The organism is Streptomyces sp. NBC_01216 (assembly GCF_035994945.1).
Lineage (GTDB): Bacteria > Actinomycetota > Actinomycetes > Streptomycetales > Streptomycetaceae > Streptomyces.
The window spans coordinates 1-18,695 of the sequence record NZ_CP108680.1 but is presented as its reverse complement, the minus strand read 5'-3'; the positions used below and the strand labels follow the sequence as shown (position 1 = coordinate 18,695).

General features: G+C 66.7%; 14 protein-coding genes. 3 read left to right on the top strand and 11 right to left on the bottom strand.

From position 1 onward, the window contains the following. Window positions 1-12: 12 nt before the first annotated feature. The 3 genes from OG393_RS35030 to OG393_RS35020 all read right to left on the bottom strand — a co-directional run bounded on the left by OG393_RS35030 (window position 13) and on the right by OG393_RS35020 (window position 2,293). Entirely contained in the window at window positions 13-798 is a 786-nt protein-coding gene (locus OG393_RS35030; RefSeq protein WP_327379104.1) for an SDR family NAD(P)-dependent oxidoreductase, read from the bottom strand. Between the two features lie 69 nt (window positions 799-867). Then, window positions 868-1,590 carry an HAD family hydrolase gene (locus OG393_RS35025; protein WP_327379103.1) on the bottom strand — a complete coding sequence of 241 codons (723 nt, stop codon included), beginning with the start codon at window positions 1,588-1,590 and terminating at the stop codon, window positions 868-870. An 85-nt stretch (window positions 1,591-1,675) separates the two neighbouring features. Continuing rightward, a complete protein-coding gene (locus tag OG393_RS35020) occupies window positions 1,676-2,293 on the bottom strand; it encodes a ScbR family autoregulator-binding transcription factor (protein WP_327379102.1) in 618 nt (205 codons plus the stop codon). Window positions 2,294-2,433: 140 nt separating this feature from the next. On the opposite strand from OG393_RS35020, the gene OG393_RS35015 reads away from it, so the two are divergent. The 3 genes from OG393_RS35015 to OG393_RS35005 all read left to right on the top strand — a co-directional run bounded on the left by OG393_RS35015 (window position 2,434) and on the right by OG393_RS35005 (window position 6,517). Beyond that, window positions 2,434-3,360, top strand: coding sequence for a ScbA/BarX family gamma-butyrolactone biosynthesis protein (locus tag OG393_RS35015; protein ID WP_327379101.1), 927 nt, complete (start codon window positions 2,434-2,436; stop codon window positions 3,358-3,360). Window positions 3,361-4,160: 800 nt separating this feature from the next. After that, the gene (locus tag OG393_RS35010) at window positions 4,161-5,843 is read left to right on the top strand and encodes a hypothetical protein (RefSeq protein ID WP_327379100.1); all 1,683 of its coding nucleotides are present in this window, start codon (window positions 4,161-4,163) and stop codon (window positions 5,841-5,843) included. A gap of 26 nt (window positions 5,844-5,869) precedes the next feature. Continuing rightward, entirely contained in the window at window positions 5,870-6,517 is a 648-nt protein-coding gene (locus OG393_RS35005) for a MerR family transcriptional regulator (RefSeq protein ID WP_327379099.1), read from the top strand. Window positions 6,518-6,525: 8 nt separating this feature from the next. Here the strand turns inward: OG393_RS35005 and OG393_RS35000 are convergent, their stop codons facing one another. The 8 genes from OG393_RS35000 to OG393_RS34965 form a co-directional block, all read right to left on the bottom strand. Further along, a complete protein-coding gene (locus OG393_RS35000; RefSeq protein ID WP_442817459.1) occupies window positions 6,526-7,296 on the bottom strand; it encodes a DUF6008 family protein in 771 nt (256 codons plus the stop codon). A gap of 419 nt (window positions 7,297-7,715) precedes the next feature. Next, entirely contained in the window at window positions 7,716-9,149 is a 1,434-nt protein-coding gene (locus OG393_RS35575; RefSeq protein ID WP_442817455.1) for a ParB/RepB/Spo0J family partition protein, read from the bottom strand. After that, window positions 9,146-10,396 carry a ParA family protein gene (locus OG393_RS34990; protein WP_327379097.1) on the bottom strand — a complete coding sequence of 417 codons (1,251 nt, stop codon included), beginning with the start codon at window positions 10,394-10,396 and terminating at the stop codon, window positions 9,146-9,148. Before OG393_RS34990 ends, OG393_RS35575 begins: the two co-directional genes overlap by 4 nt. A gap of 318 nt (window positions 10,397-10,714) precedes the next feature. Next, a complete protein-coding gene (locus OG393_RS34985) occupies window positions 10,715-11,128 on the bottom strand; it encodes a hypothetical protein (RefSeq protein ID WP_327379096.1) in 414 nt (137 codons plus the stop codon). Window positions 11,129-11,174: 46 nt separating this feature from the next. Beyond that, a complete protein-coding gene (locus OG393_RS34980; RefSeq protein ID WP_327379095.1) occupies window positions 11,175-11,849 on the bottom strand; it encodes a hypothetical protein in 675 nt (224 codons plus the stop codon). Between the two features lie 935 nt (window positions 11,850-12,784). Then, the gene (tpg, locus tag OG393_RS34975) at window positions 12,785-13,342 is read right to left on the bottom strand and encodes a telomere-protecting terminal protein Tpg (RefSeq protein WP_327379094.1); all 558 of its coding nucleotides are present in this window, start codon (window positions 13,340-13,342) and stop codon (window positions 12,785-12,787) included. A gap of 6 nt (window positions 13,343-13,348) precedes the next feature. Continuing rightward, the gene (tap, locus tag OG393_RS34970) at window positions 13,349-15,571 is read right to left on the bottom strand and encodes a telomere-associated protein Tap (protein WP_327379093.1); all 2,223 of its coding nucleotides are present in this window, start codon (window positions 15,569-15,571) and stop codon (window positions 13,349-13,351) included. Window positions 15,572-15,695: 124 nt separating this feature from the next. Then, a complete protein-coding gene (locus OG393_RS34965; RefSeq protein WP_327379092.1) occupies window positions 15,696-18,362 on the bottom strand; it encodes a DEAD/DEAH box helicase in 2,667 nt (888 codons plus the stop codon). Window positions 18,363-18,695: the final 333 nt, after the last annotated feature.

The following is an 18,695-nucleotide window of genomic DNA, read 5'->3' as shown; positions in this document are numbered from 1 at the left end:
CGGGGTTCGACGTCACACCGCGGTCAGTCCGCCGTCCACCGCCATCGCGGAGCCTGTGACGAAGGACGCGCGGTCACTGAGCAGCCACAGCGCAGCCTGGGCGACCTCCTCGGGGTCCGCCATGCGCTTCTGGATCTGACGGGCGACGAAGGCATCCTCCAGGTGGGGGTGCGCCTCGATCGCCCCTTCGATCAGCTCGGTCCGGGTGGTGCCGACCACCAGGGAGTTGATCCGGATGCCCCGCTCGCCGTACTCGGCGGCGGCGGCCTTCGTCATCCCGATCACCGCGTGCTTGGCGGTCACGTACGGGGCTCCGGCGCCCGTCGCCACCACACCTGCCGTGCTGGCCGTGTTGACCACGGCTCCCGCCCCCTCGGCGAGCATGGCCGGGATCTGATGGCGCAGGCAGTTCCACGTGCCTCGCACGTTCACGTCCATCACCTGGTCGAAGACGGCGTCCTCCGTCTCGTGCAGGTCGGTGCCCGCCGTGCCCCAGCCGGCGTTGTTGAAGGCGGTGTCGAGCTTGCCGAACGCCTCCACCGCCGCGTCCACGACCCGGCGCACGTCCTCGGGCCGGGCGACGTCGCCCGGCGCCGCGAGAACGCGTCCCCCTTTCCCGGTGATCTCCCGGGCGAGCTCGTCCAGCCGCTCGGCGCGCCGGGCCATGAGGACGACGGCCGCGCCCTCTTCGGCGAACAGCCGCGCCGCCGCGGCGCCGATCCCGCTGGAAGCCCCGGTGACCATGGCGACCCTGCCGTTCAGCAGCCCGCCCCGTCTCGTACGTATGTCGTCGTTCAACCTTCTACCCCCAGAGGTATACGAAAGAAGATCATTATGGTCGCTGCCGTTCCGGAGATCCCGGGAGCGTCAGGCCCTCGCGAGGTGCCCGTCCGTGCCGGCCCAGACCGTTCCGGCGGCGGCCTCGGCGTCGACGGTGCGCAGCAGCGTCTCGTCGATGGACGACAGCGAGTCCACGAGGTGGCGCACTCCCGCCTCGTGCATCAGCGCTCGCTGGAAGCTGTGCTCGAAGCTGCTGGGGTGCCCGATGAACGCCATCCCGAGCTCTTTGGCGGCCTCGGCCACGCGCGCCACGTCGTCGATGAACACGACCTGGTCGTGGGAGAGGCCGAAGACCTCCGTGGTGATCTCCCGCAGTCCCGGGCGGACGTCGTTGGTGCAGACGTACCCGGGCCCGTCGAACAGGTCGGCCCACTCCCCCAGGAACCGGTCGAAGTGCCGTCGGTCCAGGCCCCCGTAACAGACCGTCTGCAGCCCCAGTCCGCGCAGCCGGCGCACGAGCTCGATGGCCCCGTCGAGCACCCGTACCGGGTGCTCGCGGAGATAGGCGTCACGGTCGGCGAAGTAGGCGTCCAGGGCCTGCGCACCGGTCATGGACACCGGTACCGCACGCGCGAGGTGCTCACTCGCCACCTGCTGCGGCTGGGAGAAGACGCGCCGCTCCACCGCGGCGGAGTATGCACCGCCGCGGCTGACGACGAAGTGGTGGATGACCGGACTGAACGTGTCGTTCAGCAGCACGCCGTCGATGTTCAGCGCGGCGAGCCGCAGCTGCGGCAGTCCCTGGGGCACAGAGGTCTCCTGAGTCGGTCGAGGATGACGGTGGACTGAGCGAGAGAGCGGTACGTGAGGGACACCGGCCGTGAGCGACGACGCGTCAGGCGAAGCGGTGCACATCCAGGTTGATCTGTTCGGCGAGCTGCCCGGTGCAGATGCCCGGCAGGAGGATCCGCCACATCGCCACGACCCGGTCGGCCAGATCCTCGCGGCCCGAGACGGCGTTGGCGTACATCTGGATGCCGGTGCACGCGCCGACGAGGAACTCGGCCAGCTCCGTGGGGTCCACGTTCATTCGTACGTCGCCGTCGTGTTGGGCCTCGGCCAGGGTGTGCGCCACGATGCGCGCCCACTCGCTGTACGGCGTGGCGTCCCGGCCGATGCTGCCGTCCTGCTCGTTGGTGAGCCGGACGCCCGCGCGCAGCAGGACGTCGCGCTGGATCTGCCAGGCCCAGAGGAACGTCGTATCGACGACGCGCTGCAGACCATGTGAGTGCAGTTGCGGTACGACGGTCTGCGGTTGGGCGTTCATCACCGCCCGGGCCAGCTCGTCCTTCGACTTGAAATGGAAGTACAAGGCCCCCTGGGAGACGCCGGCACGTTTCATGATCCTGCTGATGCTGGCTCCGCTGTAGCCGTATTCATCGAAGACCGCAGCGGCCGCGTACAAGATCGTCTCCCGCGTCTTCACCGCCCGCTCTTGCTTCGGCTCACCCATCGGGGCCCCAGTCTCTCTCGACAAAAAAACCGAACACCCTTATTTTACAACCCAGCCCCTGCGACCGGTAGTTCCGGGGGGGGCCACACATACGCACGCCACAGGGGAGAGGCATGCCCACCACATCGGAACGTCCTGTCGTGGCAAGTCCTGAGCTGACCACCACGGTCGCCAGGGAGTACGTGCATCGGGCAGCCCTGTCGGAGGTGTTCCTGACAGGGTGGGACCAAGTAGGGCACGACGCCTTCACGGTCACGGCCCAGTGGCCTCGCAGCCACAGTTTCTACAGTTCCGAGCACGGGATGTACGACCCCCTGCTGCTGTGCGAGACCGCCAGGCAGAGCGGTCTGCTCCTCACCCACGTCGGATACCAACTGCCCTTCGGACACCAGATCGGGTGGTCGCGCCTGCAGTACTCCGTCAATCCCGAGGCACTCCACATCGACAGCAGTCCCGCCGAGGTCGAACTGCACGCGGTCCTCTCGGACATCCGCTACCACCGCTCGCTTCCGGCGATGATGACCATGCACCTCGAGGTCGTGCGTGAAGGCACTCTGGCCGCCATCGTCAGCATGCGCTATAGCTGCCACTCCCCTGCCGTGTACCAGCGCCTCCGCAAGGGCATCGGCAGCGCCGCCGAGGCATTCGCCCAAGCCCCTCAGCCCCCGGAGCCGGTCTCGCGCAGCAGCGTCGGCCGGATGCGCAAGCAGGACATCGTCCTCGCCCCGACTGAGGACCGCCGCCGTTGGCGTCTTCGTGTGGACACCAGCCATCCGGTGCTCTTCGACCACCCGGTCGACCATGTGCCCGGCATGCTCCTCCTGGAAGGAGTGCGCCAGGCGGGACACGCCTCTCAACCATCGTGGTCGGGCACCTTGATGCCGACGTCGATGGACATCTCCTTCCACCGGTACGTCGAGTTCGGGGAGCCGTGCTGGATCGAAGCCGAGGCCGTGGACGAGGAGATGCCCTCCGGCGGTCGACGGCGCATACGCGTCAACGCGCTCCAGCAGGGAAATTTCGCATTCAGTGCGACCACGGAGATGACGGACATATCGCGCTTCTGAGCGCGCGCCCATATCCGACCTGCCCAGCCCGTTCCGTCCAAAAACACCGGATCGGCGAAAAGACGACCAAGCCGGGGAGTGTGTGATGTAAAAGATGAAGAGGACGACGCGCTCTTCGGAGGAGAGCGCCGCCGTCCACGAACCCGGTAAGCCATCACACGGGTTCGGGTCGTTCACATCGCCCGTCGAGCAGCGAACTCGGCGGGCGAAGGCCCGTTCCGGGAGCGACCCCGGAACGCGCGATGCAAGGTTCACCAGAACCAAACCACGAAGCCGCTAACGACGGCTTCACCACCAATGGAGCCCCCCTCAACCCAGAAGGAAGAAGGGAGAAGCGAACGAACGAACGAACGAGTCAAAAAAGCAAGTCCAGCAGAAAAGACATCTCCAGACCCCTTCTTCAAAAAGAGAAGAAAAAGAAAAGAAAGGGACAGCCCGAAAACGGAAGAACCCAGAAGGAACAAAACCGAAAACGGAAGAACCCAGAAGGGATCAGCCCGAAAACGGAAGAGTCCAGAAGGAACCGACCCGAAAACGGAAGAGCTCAGAAAGGAACGAGCCCATAGAGAACATTTTCAGCAAAACATGCTCAACGAGAGACAAGTCCAACGACGAACGAGTCCAGAGGAGACCAGCCCATCATGAACCAAAGCTCCGCGGTTTGCCAGCCCCTTGCACCCACTTGCGCGACTGATAGTCCTCTTCGTCCCGAGATTTCACCGACCACTTCCAGCCAAATCGCGGACGGATGCGGTGCTCCCGCACCCCCCTCCCCTCCTCGTGGTCGGGTCCGTGTACCCATGCGGATCGTCGAGGCGCCGGACTACATGGACGTGTCCCTGACCGTCTACATGAAGGTCAAGGCCCTCGGCGCACGAATCGAGGGCTGCACGGCGGCGGTTGCCACGCTCGCCCTCTACCTCAGTCTCTCGGTCGCGACCATCAACCGGGGGCTCGCCCAGCTCCGCAAACCGGCAGCCGATGGCATCGTGGAAATCGCCGAAAACAATCGCCGTACCCTCCCCTGCGGTACCGGCACCACCGCACGCCGCCGCGTCCGCGCGATGCGTCGCGCGGAGCGCTACGTATGGCTGCCCCTGGCCGCCGCCGAAAGACTGAAGCCCCGGGAGCTGCGCGCGTACGCGGTGATCGTGTACGCCGTCATCCAGAAGATCCCGCTGACCGAAGCCGGCCTCGCCCAATACCTACGCCATCACACGGGACTTCGGGCCGGCCTGCCTCTGTCTGCGGAGAGCGCGAGCCGCATCGTCGAAGTCCTCGCCGAGGGCGGCTGGATCACCGTAAACCGACGATCCGGCGCCAACGGACGCCACATCTTCGGCATCTCTGACAAGTGGTTGACCGCAGAACCTGTCGCGCCGGTCCTCCCGGTGACCGTCGCGCCGGTCGCGCCGGTCGTCCCGGTCGTCCCGGTCGTCCCGGTCGTCCCGGTCGTCCCGGTCGTCCCGGTCGTCACCGTCTCGCCGGTCACCGTCTCGCCGGTCGTCCCGGTGGATTTCGCCCCCCGCACCTCCCAAGTTGATGAGACATCGGGTTCCCACATCAGTGAGACATCGCTCGCGTATAAGGAAGACCTAAGGATTGACCGACCCGGGAACGAAGGCGCGTCTTTCTCACCCGCCGTAGGCGAAGTGCCGGTAGTCAAGGGGGCTCACAGCTGCGTCGCCGACTCCGGCGACCAAGCAGCCACGCGCGATTTCGCGCTGCGCGCGGATGACACCCCCCGCCCCTCCCTCTCCACACGCTTTGACCCAGATCCCAGTGCGAAACCCAGCCCGAAACCGAACCGGACCACGTTCCCGAGCCCGAAAGCGCCCTACCCCGGACCTCAGTTGACGTTCAGCCCCCGGCTCCACACCATCCTCGAACCGGTGAGGTTCCTGCTCGGCAGAGTGAACACGTACGTGCTGCGGCGGATCGGCCGGGAGCTTTCCCGGCAACTCGGCGAAGGGTCCGACGCCCGACGTCTCCAGGCCCGGCTCGACCAACGCCTTGCCCAGACCCTCGTCTCGGACATCCGCGACCCAGGCCGTTGGCTGCTGGCAGTCGCACTCCCACGCTGGGGATGCGCCAACCCGGACTGCGAATCCGGAACCCTCTGGTCGACCGGAGCCCGCTGTACGGCCTGCGCCGAAATCGTCGCCCTCCGCGCGTCGGCTCGCCGCGCCTGCCCCGACGACAGACCTCCTGCCGACGAGCCCGCCCTCGCCACACGGGCAACCGCGAGCGACCACACCCGATCCGTCACCCCAGGCCCGGTGTGCTGCCCGGACTGCGACTTCTCCCCCGACCCCCGGCATCCACAGGCCACCGACATTCCCAACGGCAGCTGCCAAGGCCGCGACGGCACCTGCGGCCGACCCGCCCAACACGGACTGTGCTGGCGGTGCCGCCTCGAGTCAGAGACCCATGCCTCCCAGGGACGCACAGCCGGCGGACCGGCCGAGGACGGCACGCCATAGGCCCGTCTCGCCACCTAGGAGGATCCATGCGTCTCGCGGAACTCAGTCACGCCAGCGGTGTGTCCATCCCCACGATCAAGTACTACATCCGGGACGGGCTGCTGCCCGCCGGCCGCCTGACCGGCGCCAACCAGGCACGCTACGGCGACGCGCATCTGCATCGTCTCCGCCTCGTCCGTGCCCTGGTCGATATGGGCGGCCTGCCCATCTCCCGGATCAGAGACGTCGTCGCGGCTCTCGACAACTCCTGTAGTGGGCCGGAACTTCTGGCACTCGCCACAGGAGTCCCCGCTGCGAGCTCCTCACGTACCGTCGCGGACTCCGGGATCGCGGCGGACGTGTACGCCCTGGCGCGGCGCCGGGGCTGGGCCACGCCACTCGACAGCCAGGCGTTCGCCACCGCCGTGGAGGTGCTCGCCGCCCTCCACGACCTCGGTCAGAGCGCCTTCGCGGATCGGCTCGACGACTACGCGGACGCAGCCGACAGGACGGCTGCTGTCGACGCGGATGTCGTCCTCCACACACCGAGCGGAACGGAGGCATGGGCCGAAAGCCTGGTCGTGGGAGGCGTGCTTGTCGACAGCCTGCTCCTGGCACTGCGTCGACTCGCGCAGCCCCGCCCCATGGACCACCATGCTCTGACCGACTCCGCGCCGTCGGGGGCACGGGCATGAGAGCCTGTCTACTGGCGGCCCGCCGATACGGGCTCGCGCGCGGCCTTCGCCTCGGAAGTGCCGAGCGGGGGAAGCGCCTCCACGCCTTCCAGCCCCTCTGCGTAGCTGGCCTTGACCGCCCGCTTCTCCTTCCAGAGGTGGTACAGGGAAACGGCCAGGATGCCGGTGCCGATGAGGTTGGCTACGAAGTGCCACCAGACCCGGTATGTCACCAGCGCCGGTCCCGGCTCGATCGCACCGAACCAGGTCGACAGACCGATGGCACGGCTCGCACCGAGCGCCACCGAGACCGTCAGGACGACGTGCTCGAGCCCGTGGATGCCCTGCATCCAGACGCCCATCTTCGCCCACTTGCGAGACTTCAGATGCCCGGTGGCCCGACGCGTGATCTGCACGATCCCGACCAGTCCGGCGAGGAAGATGAAGTTGCCGGTCAGGTGCAGGATCTCCATGCCGAGCGACGGCTTGGTCCCGTCCACCTGCCCCATGCCCCGCGCGAAGCTGTTCGCCCAGGGAGTCATCCAGGCGGGCGAGTAGGGGTTGGCGATCCAGTAGCCGGCCTGCGTCACGTGCTCCTGGAAGTGGCCGATCTGCCCCACCACGCCCAGGCCGATGATGCCGACGGCTGTCCGGTACAGCCATGGCCGCACGGGGCCTCGATTGGCGAAGGCGAGCACGATGACGGCCAGCCACATCGCGGCGGCCCACGCGATAAAGAGAACGGCGCCGATCGTGTCCACCGTCGACGCCCCACCTCCCATCCCTGTCATTCCCTGCATACCGGGCCCGTGATCCATGTGTGCTCCTCCCGCCCCTCCGACTCCGCGGAGGGCAACGTTGCCGACCGAACCGACGGTAGGAAAACACCAGTCGAGGGCACCACTTCGAGCATGCTCAGTTCGCCCCCATATGTGCACAGGGCAGGGAGAAGACACCGGCGGCGGCACCCCGGAGCATAGGCTGCCGGCATCGTCCTGGTGCCTGATCCCCATCCCCCGCGGGCGGGCACCAGGACGAGTACGATCGCGGTCCTCTCTTTCGGCAGGACGCGAAACTCCGACGGCAGATCAGAGGCTCCGCCCGGCCTGGGGCATGAGAGGACCGCAAACGGCGGTGGTGCTGCGAGGCCCTGAGTCTCCTTGAACAGAGACAGCCGGGCGACGGGGCGGTTCCCCATCAACGGCCCGGCTGCTGTGCCTCAACGACGGGGCGTGCTGGTGTCCTCAGCGCAGATCCGGTCGACGAGGATCCTGCGCTGCTGCTCGTCCATCTTCTCCAGTACGAGCTCGGCGACCCGGTTTCCGTCGTGCCAGGGCATCTTCGTCACCTTGCTCAGAGCGAAGATGCCGGACTCCCCCGGAGAAAGCCGTGCCGGATCGACCCTGGTCGACGAAAACTCCGACCGCTGTTCGGGCAGTTCCTCACCAGCGGGCGAGGTCGGCTCACCCGAGCCCGAGCTATCACGCCGTGATAGGTCAACCTCACCCGAGCCCGAGCTATCACGCCGTGATAGGTCAGCCCCACCCGAGCCCGAGCTATCACGCCGTGATAGGTCAGCCCCACCCGAGCCCGAGCTATCACGCCGTGATAGGTCAGCCCCACCCGAGCCCGAGCTATCACGCCGTGATAGGTCAACCTCACCCGAGCCCGAGCTATCACGCCGTGATAGGTCAACCTCACCCGAGCCCGAGCTATCACGCCGTGATAGGTCAGCCCCACCCGAGCCCGAGCTATCACGCCGTGATAGGTCAGCCCCACCCGAGCCCGAGCTATCACGCCGTGATAGGTCAGCCCCACCCGAGCCCGAGCTATCACGCCGTGATAGGTCAGCCCCACCCGAGCCCGAGCTATCACGCCGTGATAGGTCAGCCCCACCCGAGCCCGAGCTATCACGCCGTGATAGGTCAACGGGTGATTCGCTCCCCTTCACCGCTGTCGCCGCACGCGCGTCCGCCTTCCTGCGCTGCTCGTCGGGTGAGAGCCGCGCGAGGTTGCGTACGTGCTCGATCGTGCGGCGCCCGGCGACGAGGTCGGCCTGGAGCTCAGGGGCCAGTTCGAGTACGGACAGCTTTGAGGAGATCGTCGACTGGCCGATGCCGAGTCTCTTGGCGGCTTTGCTCTGGGACCCGTAGAACTCGACGAGCTTTCGCAGCGCGTGGGCTTGCTCGAGCGGGTTCATGTCGTCCCGGTGGACGTTGGCCACGAAGGCCGCTTCGAGAAGGGACTCGTCGGTGGAGACGAGTGCGTTGTCGACGCTGACACGGATCGTCGGGACGCCGGCCCGGCGTGCCGCCTCAAGTCGGCGATGGCCGTCGATGACGAGGTAGCGGGCACCCTCGTCGACATCACCCGCGCGGTTCGGCCGCTCGGCGAGATAGGCGTCGACGGTCGCGATGGTGATCGCGTTGACGAGCCCGATCTCACGGATGCTCTCGGTCAGCCCGTCCAGCTCGCGAAGTTCCTCGCGAGGGTTGTCGGGGTTCTGGCTGATCAGGTGAAGCGGAAGTTCGGTGGGATCGGGAACTCCGGCGGTGGGCGCGCCCGTCGCGCTGCCGATGGCGGCACGGCGGGCGCTGATGGGGCGCGCCTGAGCGAAGGATGCGCCGGCTCCGAGGTCCTTGGCCTTGCTCACTTGCTGATCTCCCGGGCCAGGGCGCGAAGTGCCACGGACTGTTCGCAGCGGGGTGCGTAGGCAAGGAGCGGTCGCTTGGCGCGGACGGCTTCCTTCTGCTCCTTGAGGTCGCCGATGACGCCGACGACGCGAGGATCCTTTATGTCCATCCAGGACTGGAGGGATGAGGTGGCGATGTAACCCCGCCGGGCGTCGTAGTGGTTGACGACCAGGCCGAGGTAGTCGACGTCGAGGGCGAGGTCGCTGCGCATGTCCTCGATCTGGGAGGTGAGTAGCCCGTAGGCATCGGCACTGCTGTCCTCGGCCTGGACGACGATGAGAACGCCGGAGTTACCGGGGATTTCCTGGGGACGCCGGCGTCCGTAGTAGGTAGCGGCGTCCATGCTGAGACCAAGGCTGGGAGGACAGTCGATGAGGATGACGTCGTAGTCGGGCTCTACTGCGGCGAGGGCGCGCTCGAGGGCTGCCTCACGAGCGCGTACGGAGGCGAGGCGCACGTCGAGGAGGAAGGCGTCGGTGCACGCGGGCAGGAGGTGGAGGCGGCCCCCGAAGCGCTCTTCGTCGATCGTGACGATGAGTTCCCTCAGGTCGCCCTTGGCGTCACCGGCCATGTGGTTGGTCAGTGAGTCCCCGTCCATGGGAAGGGGATCGTGTCCCAGCTGTTTGGTGAGGTGTCCTTGGGGGTCGAAGTCGACAAGCAGGACTCGCTGGCCGAGACCGGGCAGGTCTTCCAGGGCCAGAGGGTCACTGGCCGCGTCCGAGTTCTCGTCGAGGAGGGCGGCGAAATGCTTGGAGACCCGGACCGGTACGAGCACGGCAGGGTCCTCGGCCAGCGCCTCACCAGTACCGGCGGTGATCGCGGTCTTGCCGACACCGCCCTTTTGATTGCAGATGACGACACGGCGGACGATCTCGGGTCGACGTACGGCCGGTGCGGGGTGACTGTCGAGCCAGACGGACACGGATTGCGCGAGCCCCTGGATGAGCGAGACACCGCGGCTCTTGCAGTCGGCGCGGAAGCCATGCCAGAGCTCGGTGGGCAGGAAGGTCGCGAACGACTCGGCACCAGAGGTGTCGATGGGGGAGAGGTTGGATCCGAGGCCGCGCCATGCCGCGACCCCGGCTTCGACGGCATCCTGCATGTCGATGCCGTGCTGGACGGCGCGGACCTTGAGTTCCTGGCGCAGCCAGGAGGGCAGCTTGGAGACGACCTTCTCCCGGTCGCCCCTGGTGTCAGTTGACGTCATAGTCCGTCACTCTACTAACGTCAGCAGCTATTTTCTCTCAAGACACGTTACCTAGCTTCATACTTTCGCCGGTGGACCTATCACGGCGTGATAGGTCCACCGGCCGCCCACCGAGGAGTGAGGAAGCCCCCGACCTATCACGGCGTGATAGGTCGGGGGCCAGCCGGACCTATCACGCCGTGATAGGTGTCCCCACCCGGATGGCGAGCCCCGCTCCGTCGACGGGCTCCGACGCACCCCGGTATAGTGAGGCCACAACTTGTTGTTCAGGCACGGAAGCCCCGCCATCGGTGATGGCGGGGCTTCTGGTTTCTCCGTTCACGCGATCCGCAGATCGGGGCGGCCTTCGGAGGGTGGCGCCGTCCGGTACTCCGGGAGGTTGATCGTCGGCAGCCTGCCGCTCTTCATCTCCTGGAGAGCGTGGGCGAAGGCGGCTTCCATGTCCGTCACGTTCTCGTACTTGGCGGCAAGTGGGTGGAGGCGATAGCGGTTGCCTCCTCTGCCTTCGGCACGGGAACGCAGGACGAGGTTCAGCTCGAACAAAGGCTCCATCAGTGCGCTGACGGTCGGAGGCTTGACCTTGTACTCCACAGCCATCTCACGCTGGCTCGGGAGCGCGCCACCGTTCTCGCTTCGGAAGACCAGGTACTGAAGGAACTTCACTGGGGCCGCCCCAATGGGCAGAGCCCAGATCCGCTCGGCAACAAGGGGCGACATGACTGCTACGGCCATCGGTGCCCTCCTCCCGTATCGACTCGGCCTGTTCTGGTGGCGGGCATCACCCGGTGCGCTTCCTTCGGACGGGCTCTTCGGGCATGTCGGTCTCCAGGTTAAGGTCCAGCTCTTCCTGATGGTGGACCATGGTCGGGCCGATCCGGTGTGGGAAGGCGGTGGGATCGTCTTCGTGGTCCGCGGCGATCTGCGCGAGCACTTCGTGCTGGGCCGTACTGTTGCCCTGGAACCACAGCGTGACATTGAGCCGGATCCGCCCGTTCCCCGCCGGCTCCAGCCACTTGTACTCGCAGAGGGCCCGGACGGAGCGGTTGACCGTGGGCCTGGTGATCATCTTGGCGCCGGGCTTCTTGACCGCGAGCGCGTTGAGGCCGTCCGTGATCTCCTGCTGGGTGTACTCCGCGATCCCGGTGCCCGGCTTCTGTCCGCCCGCCACGTACAGGAACACGCAGAGCTGGCTCTTCGTGATGCCATTGGCGATGAAGAGCTGGGGCAGCAGTTGCGTGAACCAGTTGCTGGCGAGGCTGTACCCGGATCCTCCGGCGAAACTATGAACCGAGCGCGGGTCGTTCTCGTACTCGAAGGTGACGCCCTTGAGCCTCCGCTTCCCTTCTTGTGGGGCTGCTGGAGCCTGGGCGGTCGCACCCAGTTGTTCTCCCAGCAGGCTCAGAATGTCGTCGAAGACAGAGCCGCTCTCCGGCGATTCTGCGGGTGAAGGCACTGCTCGTGGCCGACGCGGCTGGCGCGACGGCTTTTCAGATGTCACTGGACCCTCCTTGTTGCTCAGGCGGTCCGAGACTACCCCAAAAGTTAGGCTGAGCCTTACTTTTCCGTGCGTGTCGACACGTCAAAAGTAAGGCTCAGCCTAACTTTTGACGTGTCGGTGCATGTGGGGGTGCAGCTGTGCGAACATCTGCGGCAAAAGTTCACTTCAGCCGAATTTTATGCGCACGCAAGCCTGGAAAGTTAGCGTGAAGCTAACTTTTGCTGCTGATTAATAGCACATTACGTTCGACTCCGAGGCGTCGAAGGGTTGTTGGCGCTCGATGCGCCTCGCTTCTGACCTGGAGTTTTCCCTCGGCGTCGAGGGCTCGAAAAAAGTTAGACTGAGCCTAACTTTCACTCCAAATGTGCCCGCCAGGTTAACATTTCGACCCCCCAAATGTGTCCGCCAGAGCATGATCGTTTTCTAAAGTCGCAGGTCAGAGCCCTGAGTTTCCCCTCGCCTCTTCTATAAGAGCCGCAGCCGCAGCCTCCGCGCACCCCCGAAGTCAGTGGCACTGCCATGAACCGACCTACCGTCAGTACCCCTGGCAGGCACGAATCCTGACCCCTACCCAACTACTGACGCCCCGACCAACCTGACCGAACCTCAGCCCACGAAAGCCGACCCCGGCGATGCCTGTACACGACTTCCGGTATCACGTGCCAGTTCAGCCCCCCACTCGGACCAGCCACGCTTCCGTTCTTCTCCGAGCTGCGGCCCCAGCGGCCCGACTGCCCGCGAGGTACCTCCCCGACTGACCAGCCGACCGCTGCCCTGTGCCGGACAAGACGCCCTATGGTTCTCGTCTCTGCTCAGCGCCCGGAACATTCACAGGGGCGGCCGAGAACACAGGCGCGGACATGGCCTCGTCTGTCGCCTGGAATCTGTTCCTAAAGGTCGAACTCCAGGTGCTCCACATCGGTGAAGCGCACCTCCTGCAGGTCTCCGGCGCGACGGCCGCCGTCCTGGAAGTACACCTCCTTGAGCGCCTCGGCAGTGATCTCCCGCAGCCTGTCGTCGTGGGCACCCTGCTGCTGCGCCTCGAAGAGCCGCGCGGCGTACTGAGGTGCCAAGGCGACCGTGAGGTGGCGAATCCGATCCTGGTCGGTCGATCCGATCGGAGCCGTGTAGCCCAGGCGAGCGCGGGTGTCGATCACGATGCCGCCGGTGGTCGATGCCCTCTCCCTCGCCTTCGCTTGGATCTGCGGCTGCCAGCGGGACTTCACCTCTCGCTCCAGACGAGTCGCGAGATCGGCACGAGGCTTCTTGATCTGGTTCTTCACGTATCGCTCGACGGTGCGCTGGGAGACGCGCAGCATCTGCGCGACAGCCCTGGTGCCCTTGAGCTGCTTGACCAGGTACCGCATCTGGGCGCCGGCCGACTTCGGCACCGGGCGGGTGAAGGCTTTCTGTACCGCCTCGTCAAGGCCATCCCCGAACATGCTCATCGCGTACTACTCCCCGTTGTCCACATCGGTGACGGTGCCGTCCTTGATGTACCGGGCCAGGTTGAGCTCGGGCGCATGGAACTGTTCCCGGACGCCCTCGCCCCACAGCACGTCCTGGGTTCCTTCGTGTTTGACCAGACCGGGGTTCACACCGAGCTTGAAGCCTCCAGGCAACGGCTTGCCCGCCCGGTAAGGGAGGAAGTCCAAGGGGGATTCCCCGTCGACCGCGTACACGGCGCAGTCGGAGAGGATCGCGACGGGGTACTGTCCCGTGAAAGCCGCATGCTTGACGATCTTTCGGTGCATGTTGATCCGTGTCCGGGAAATGACCGCCGCACGGATGTCCGGCCGCCAGGTCGGACGGGCGAGTGCCCTCCAAGGCTCGCCGGGTCGCCAGCCCTCGCCCCGGGGGCGTTCCCGCAGTTTGCCGAGGCCGCCCTTCACTGTCGCCTTGATCGCGGAAACCACGATGGCCAACTGAGGATCACGCTGCCTGTATCCCGCCATAGCCGTCAGGAAGTCCGCGGGCGGCAGGTCCGCTCCGACACCCAGGTCCGCCATCGTCGCCAGGTAGGCGTCGCGCAGCCGGGAGTACCAGCCGTCCAGGTAACGCCCGTTCTCGTACCGCACCCATGCCTCGATGGGCACGACCTCATAGCCCAGTTCGACCGCGTAGGCCACGGTAGGCGTCGCGTACCAGGCCGGGCCGGTCGGGGTCTCGCCCTTCGGCGTGAACGGGCTGGGCAGGAGGTCTCCGTCCAGTTCCACCCACTCCTTGCCCGACTTCACACGAGACAGGTCCACGTGGGAGAGGTCGACCAACCAACTGCCCGGAAGTTTCGGGTCGAACACCGGCTTGCCGACCCGTGTCGGTGCGCTGGTGCCGACGACGAGGCCGTTGGCACCAGCGGCGAAGGCCATGTTCACATCGATGCCCACCAGGTTGCGGCGCAGGCATTCGGCATCGGTGAGCGGACGCGCCCAGTCGTACGCCTCCTCGAAGAGCTTCTCGCCTGGGCCTCGGACATGGAACCGGGGGAGGTCCCTGAGGAGCGGATGGCCGTCCGGTGCTTCGCACGGTGCGCAGTCCACCGGGTCTTTGCCCAGAGAGCCGGGGTTGTGCTCGGAATGCCGCTTGCCATCAGCGTCGGCACCGGAGGCACGGGTCGGAGGGTGCAGCGACGTCATCAGCTCCAGGCCTGTCACGGCGGTCGAACCGCGAGGCGTCATCACCCGGGACGCGTACACACCGAGGAGGCGGGCCAGGTCGGCCGGCTGAAGCTCTCCGGCGTCGGACCAGTGCCGGGTGTCGAGCGCGTTCCACGACGGAATGCACAACTGCACACAGGCCCGCTCGGAGCCCTGAGCCGGGCGGTAGATTCGCGCCCACGGTCCGAAGCCACGTTTCGTCAGCTTCCATTCAGCACGAGCGAGTTGCCTGACGATCTTGTGATTCTCCGGCAGGCGTCCCGCGAGCCGCTCCTCGTCCGTGAGCACCACCGGGAGTCCGTAACGCTCCAACGCTGCCTTCGTGAGTACGAGCAGCGGGTCGGCGTCCTTCCCCGGCCCGGACAGTTTCGGCTGCCCGAGCTTCGCCTCACGCAGCGTCCAGTCGACCAGGGCCGGGATGCTTTTGGCGGGCACGTCCAGGACCAGGCCGCCGGTGCAGTACGCCAGCGCCTGGCCGTCCTCGACGTCGACGACGGCCAGCGGGCCGTGCTCGAACCGTGCGGGGGAGCCGGTCGTGTTCTCCCGCCGCCCACTCGGGCGCCGCGGTCCCGACGACGCTGCGGGGGCGCGTAGCGGACGCCGAGGGACCTCTGGGGCAGTGACGACTACGGCAGTGGGATGCGGCTCCCCGACTGTGGACTCGGCCTCCGAGCCCGAGTCCACGGAAGGAGCCGGCAACGCATTCACCGCGGGAGGAGCGTCTGAGCGTGTGGCCGGTCCTGTGGGGGTGGTGACCTCGTCTGCCGAGGAAGGCGCGGGGTAGAGCTCCGCGAGCCGGTCGAGCAGCCGCGCGTACGCTTCACGCTCCGGCCCTCTCGGCTCTGTCCTCGTCTTGCTTGATTCCCAGCCGGACACCGTGGCGCGGCGGATCTTGAGCGCGGCGGCGACCTCGTCCAGTGTCAGACCGTGCGCGACGCGCAGCCGCTTACGCTCCTCGGCCGGCGGCAGCGGTGAGCGGGACGCGACCAACGCGTCGACCGCGTCGAACAACTCGGACATGGGACCTCCTATCCGGCAGCCTATACCCTGAACCGTACGCATCAAGTACATCTACCGTACGGATCGCGTACATAGTCGGAATGGGCGCCTCCTTGAGGGAGCCACCGGCCGACGCTGTAGCGGCCTACGCCCACTGCATGCCGAGTTCCCGCAGAGTGTTCAACTGTTCCTGAGTGAGCTTGTCTCGTCGGCTTTTGGTGTTGGAGACCCATACGCCCAGCTTGACGGTCACCGGTTCCGCCTTGTCGCCGACCGTGATCTGTTCGCTGTGGCTGCGGGGTACCGGCCGGTCCGCACCTTCCCGCTCCACCCATTGGGTGAGGGCTGTCATGCCTCGATGAAAGGCTTGCTGGGCTTTGCTCGGGCCGCCTGTCGTGTGGGTGACTGCCCGGACGGGAGACGGGGCCGGGATGGGTTTGATGCCCAGCGTGGTCAGGCGTTCCTGCTGCTGGCGGGAAAGGAGTCTCCAGGTTCTGGCCTGCCGCATGCGGGCCAGCCATCGCCCGAGGTCGTCACCGTCGAAGGTGACACCGAGGTGGATGTCGGGCAGGTGCCCGTGAGCTTCGTCGACGGCGAGGTCGGTGAGCACACGGTGGTGGCGTTGCCAGTCCAGCGGCCAAGGACAGTTCCAGTCGGGGTCGATCGCGGCGAGTTGTGCGGCTCGGGCTTCGGCGCGGTCGGGGTCCTTACCGAGGCCGTTCTTCCGTCGCAGGTTGGCGAGGAGTTGGCCGATGGCCAGTTGTTCGCCGCCACCTTCGCCCCAGACGGCATCCTGACGGGGTGCGAGGTGTCCGGTGGCGCGGTGGTAGGAGCGCAGCGCGGCGAGCTTGTTCTCCCAGGCTTCCTCGCCGGGCTCCCAGACCATGCCGGCTTCCGGTGCGTCCAAGAGCTCTTTGCGCCGCTCCTCGAGCTCTTTGGCCCGCAGGGCTTTGCGCTGCTGGTGGACCCAGCGCCCGAGGGGGAAGTCCTTGGTGACGCCGACTGCTGTCACGGCGTCGTACGGGACGGCGTAGAGGCCGGTGATCTCGTTCTCTGCTCGCCAGCGGATGAGGGCCTGGTAGCCCTCCAGCCACACCAGCGATTCCGGCCGGTATACCCGGGTGCGGAGGAAGGCCGCGATCGTGGCCGGATCGCGAGGAGTGGAGAAGCGCAGAAGCGTCGACTGTTCCGCGCTCTGTGCGCCGCCTTCCTGTGCCCTTCGGCCTTCTTCGCCGTCGACGCCGACGATCCGGCCTTCGGAGTCACGAACGAGGTGGTGGACCTTCTCATGCGGCCGACTGGTCAGCGCGCGGGAAGCGAGCTGTTCGACCAGCCTCTCGTCGTGTGAGCGCAGGCCCTGAAGCACGGCCACGAGCGGTTTGAAGCTCGCACTGGCGACCATGTCGTCGGGGTCCTCACCTCCTTCCAGGAACACCGGGACGATAATCCTGGCGATCTTGGTGGTGTTGTCGGCGTTGGGTCTGAGCGCGCGGCCGATGTTCTGGACGATCTCGATTTGTGAGCCGCGGGTGTCGGCGAAGCAGACGGCCTCGACTCCCCGTTCGCCGGTGATGTCGACGCCTTCCCCAAGGACGCGGCAGCTCGCGAGGAACGCCCGGTGCACGCGGTGCCCGGTGGCATCGACGCCATCCGCGAACTGGCGCAGGACCTCGCGCCGCTCGGTGACGAGGTGGTCGCCGCACAACCACGAGGACCAGACCCGGTCCGTAGGGACATGGCGGCCGGCTTCCAGCTCGTACGGCTCGGCGTCGATCGACGACCTCGGCAGCCGCTCCGCATCCGCCAGAGCTTTCAGGGACGGTTCAGCCGTGGACAGCTCGGCTGCGGTCTCCGGCAGCTTCTCCGCGAACGCGGCTGCCTCCTCCACACGCTGGTGGAAGGTCATGACCGTACGCAGGTTGTATGCCGCCGCGTGTTCCAGGAGCGCCGTCTGCAGAAGAGCGAGACGCCGGCCCCGCTGTGCCTCCTCCGGCTCCCCGAGCACGGGCGCAGGGTCGTGGATCTCCAGGACGTCGATCTCGAAGCCGGCGAGGATGCCGCGTTCGATTGCCGCCGAGAGCCCGAGCTCGGCCAGCCAGGGCCCGTAGGTCTCGGAGTCCTGCCCCATCGACGCGAGCTCCAGCTCATGGCCTCCCGCCTCCTTCTGCGGTCGAGCCGCCGCGAAGATACGCGGGGTGGCGGTCAGGTAGAGCCGGAAGTCGGCCGGAATACGGGCGTTGTCGTGGATCGCCGCCCACGGCTTGCCCAGGTCACCGGCCGTTCCGTGAGCCTCATCCACGATGGCGAGGTCGAAGCCGTCCATCCGCTGTCCGTAAAGGCGCTTCCCGCCTGCCAAAGCTGCCTCCAGAGGCCCGCGAACCTTGCGTCGGCTTGGGGCGTCGACGTCCTCGCGGTCCACCAGGGAGGCGTACGTGGCGAACACGACGACCGGCCCCTTCCCGGCCCACAGGGAGAGCTGAATCGGGTTGGTGGTGGTGCGCACACCCAGCTCGTTCAGCACGGGGTCGTTCTCCAGCGAGCACACCGCGACCATGGGGGAGCGGTGGCCCACCAGGCGCCACGCCTGGGCGGTCTGTACGAGCAGGTCCAGGGTCGGGACCGTGACGAGGATCCGGCCGTCCGCGAACGACTCCAGCGCGCACGCAGCGGACGTGATCGTTTTTCCCGACCCGGTGGCTGACACGATTGTGCCCCGGGCACCCTGCGGAGGCACAGGTGACCTTGCAGGGAATCCCACCCATTTCCGAAATGCCGACCGCTGATCTACCTGGTGCTCCCTGAGCTGAACCACAGACACTTCCCTGCCCCCTACACCAAGCTCCTGACGATCACGTGGACCGGGCCCCCCGATGCACCCACATCCCGAATTTTACATGCTGCATCAACGATGCATCGGCTATCACACGAGCCCCCGCTGGTTCCGTCTCCAGCTCCGGGAGCGCAGCGGACGGAGCATCACTTCTGGTGCGCAGCACCAGAAGTGAGTGGGCCGCGCAGCGACCCACGACTTCCGCGCAGCGGTCCAACCCACTATCCGTGCTGAGATCCCACCTGTGCTCCCGCGCAGCGGGAGCACAACCACCGCGCGCAGCGCGGTGGTTCGCTTGCACATCGCGCAGCGATG

Coding starts and splice junctions, on each gene's coding strand:
- OG393_RS35020 (WP_327379102.1), bottom strand. CDS start 2,293: ATGGGTGAGCCGAAGCAAGAGCGGGCGGTGAAGACGCGGGAGACGATC.
- OG393_RS35010 (WP_327379100.1), top strand. CDS start 4,161: ATGCGGATCGTCGAGGCGCCGGACTACATGGACGTGTCCCTGACCGTC.
- OG393_RS35005 (WP_327379099.1), top strand. CDS start 5,870: ATGCGTCTCGCGGAACTCAGTCACGCCAGCGGTGTGTCCATCCCCACG.
- OG393_RS35000 (WP_442817459.1), bottom strand. CDS start 7,296: ATGCAGGGAATGACAGGGATGGGAGGTGGGGCGTCGACGGTGGACACG.
- OG393_RS34990 (WP_327379097.1), bottom strand. CDS start 10,396: ATGACGTCAACTGACACCAGGGGCGACCGGGAGAAGGTCGTCTCCAAG.
- OG393_RS34985 (WP_327379096.1), bottom strand. CDS start 11,128: ATGGCCGTAGCAGTCATGTCGCCCCTTGTTGCCGAGCGGATCTGGGCT.
- tpg (WP_327379094.1), bottom strand. CDS start 13,342: ATGAGCATGTTCGGGGATGGCCTTGACGAGGCGGTACAGAAAGCCTTC.
- tap (WP_327379093.1), bottom strand. CDS start 15,571: ATGTCCGAGTTGTTCGACGCGGTCGACGCGTTGGTCGCGTCCCGCTCA.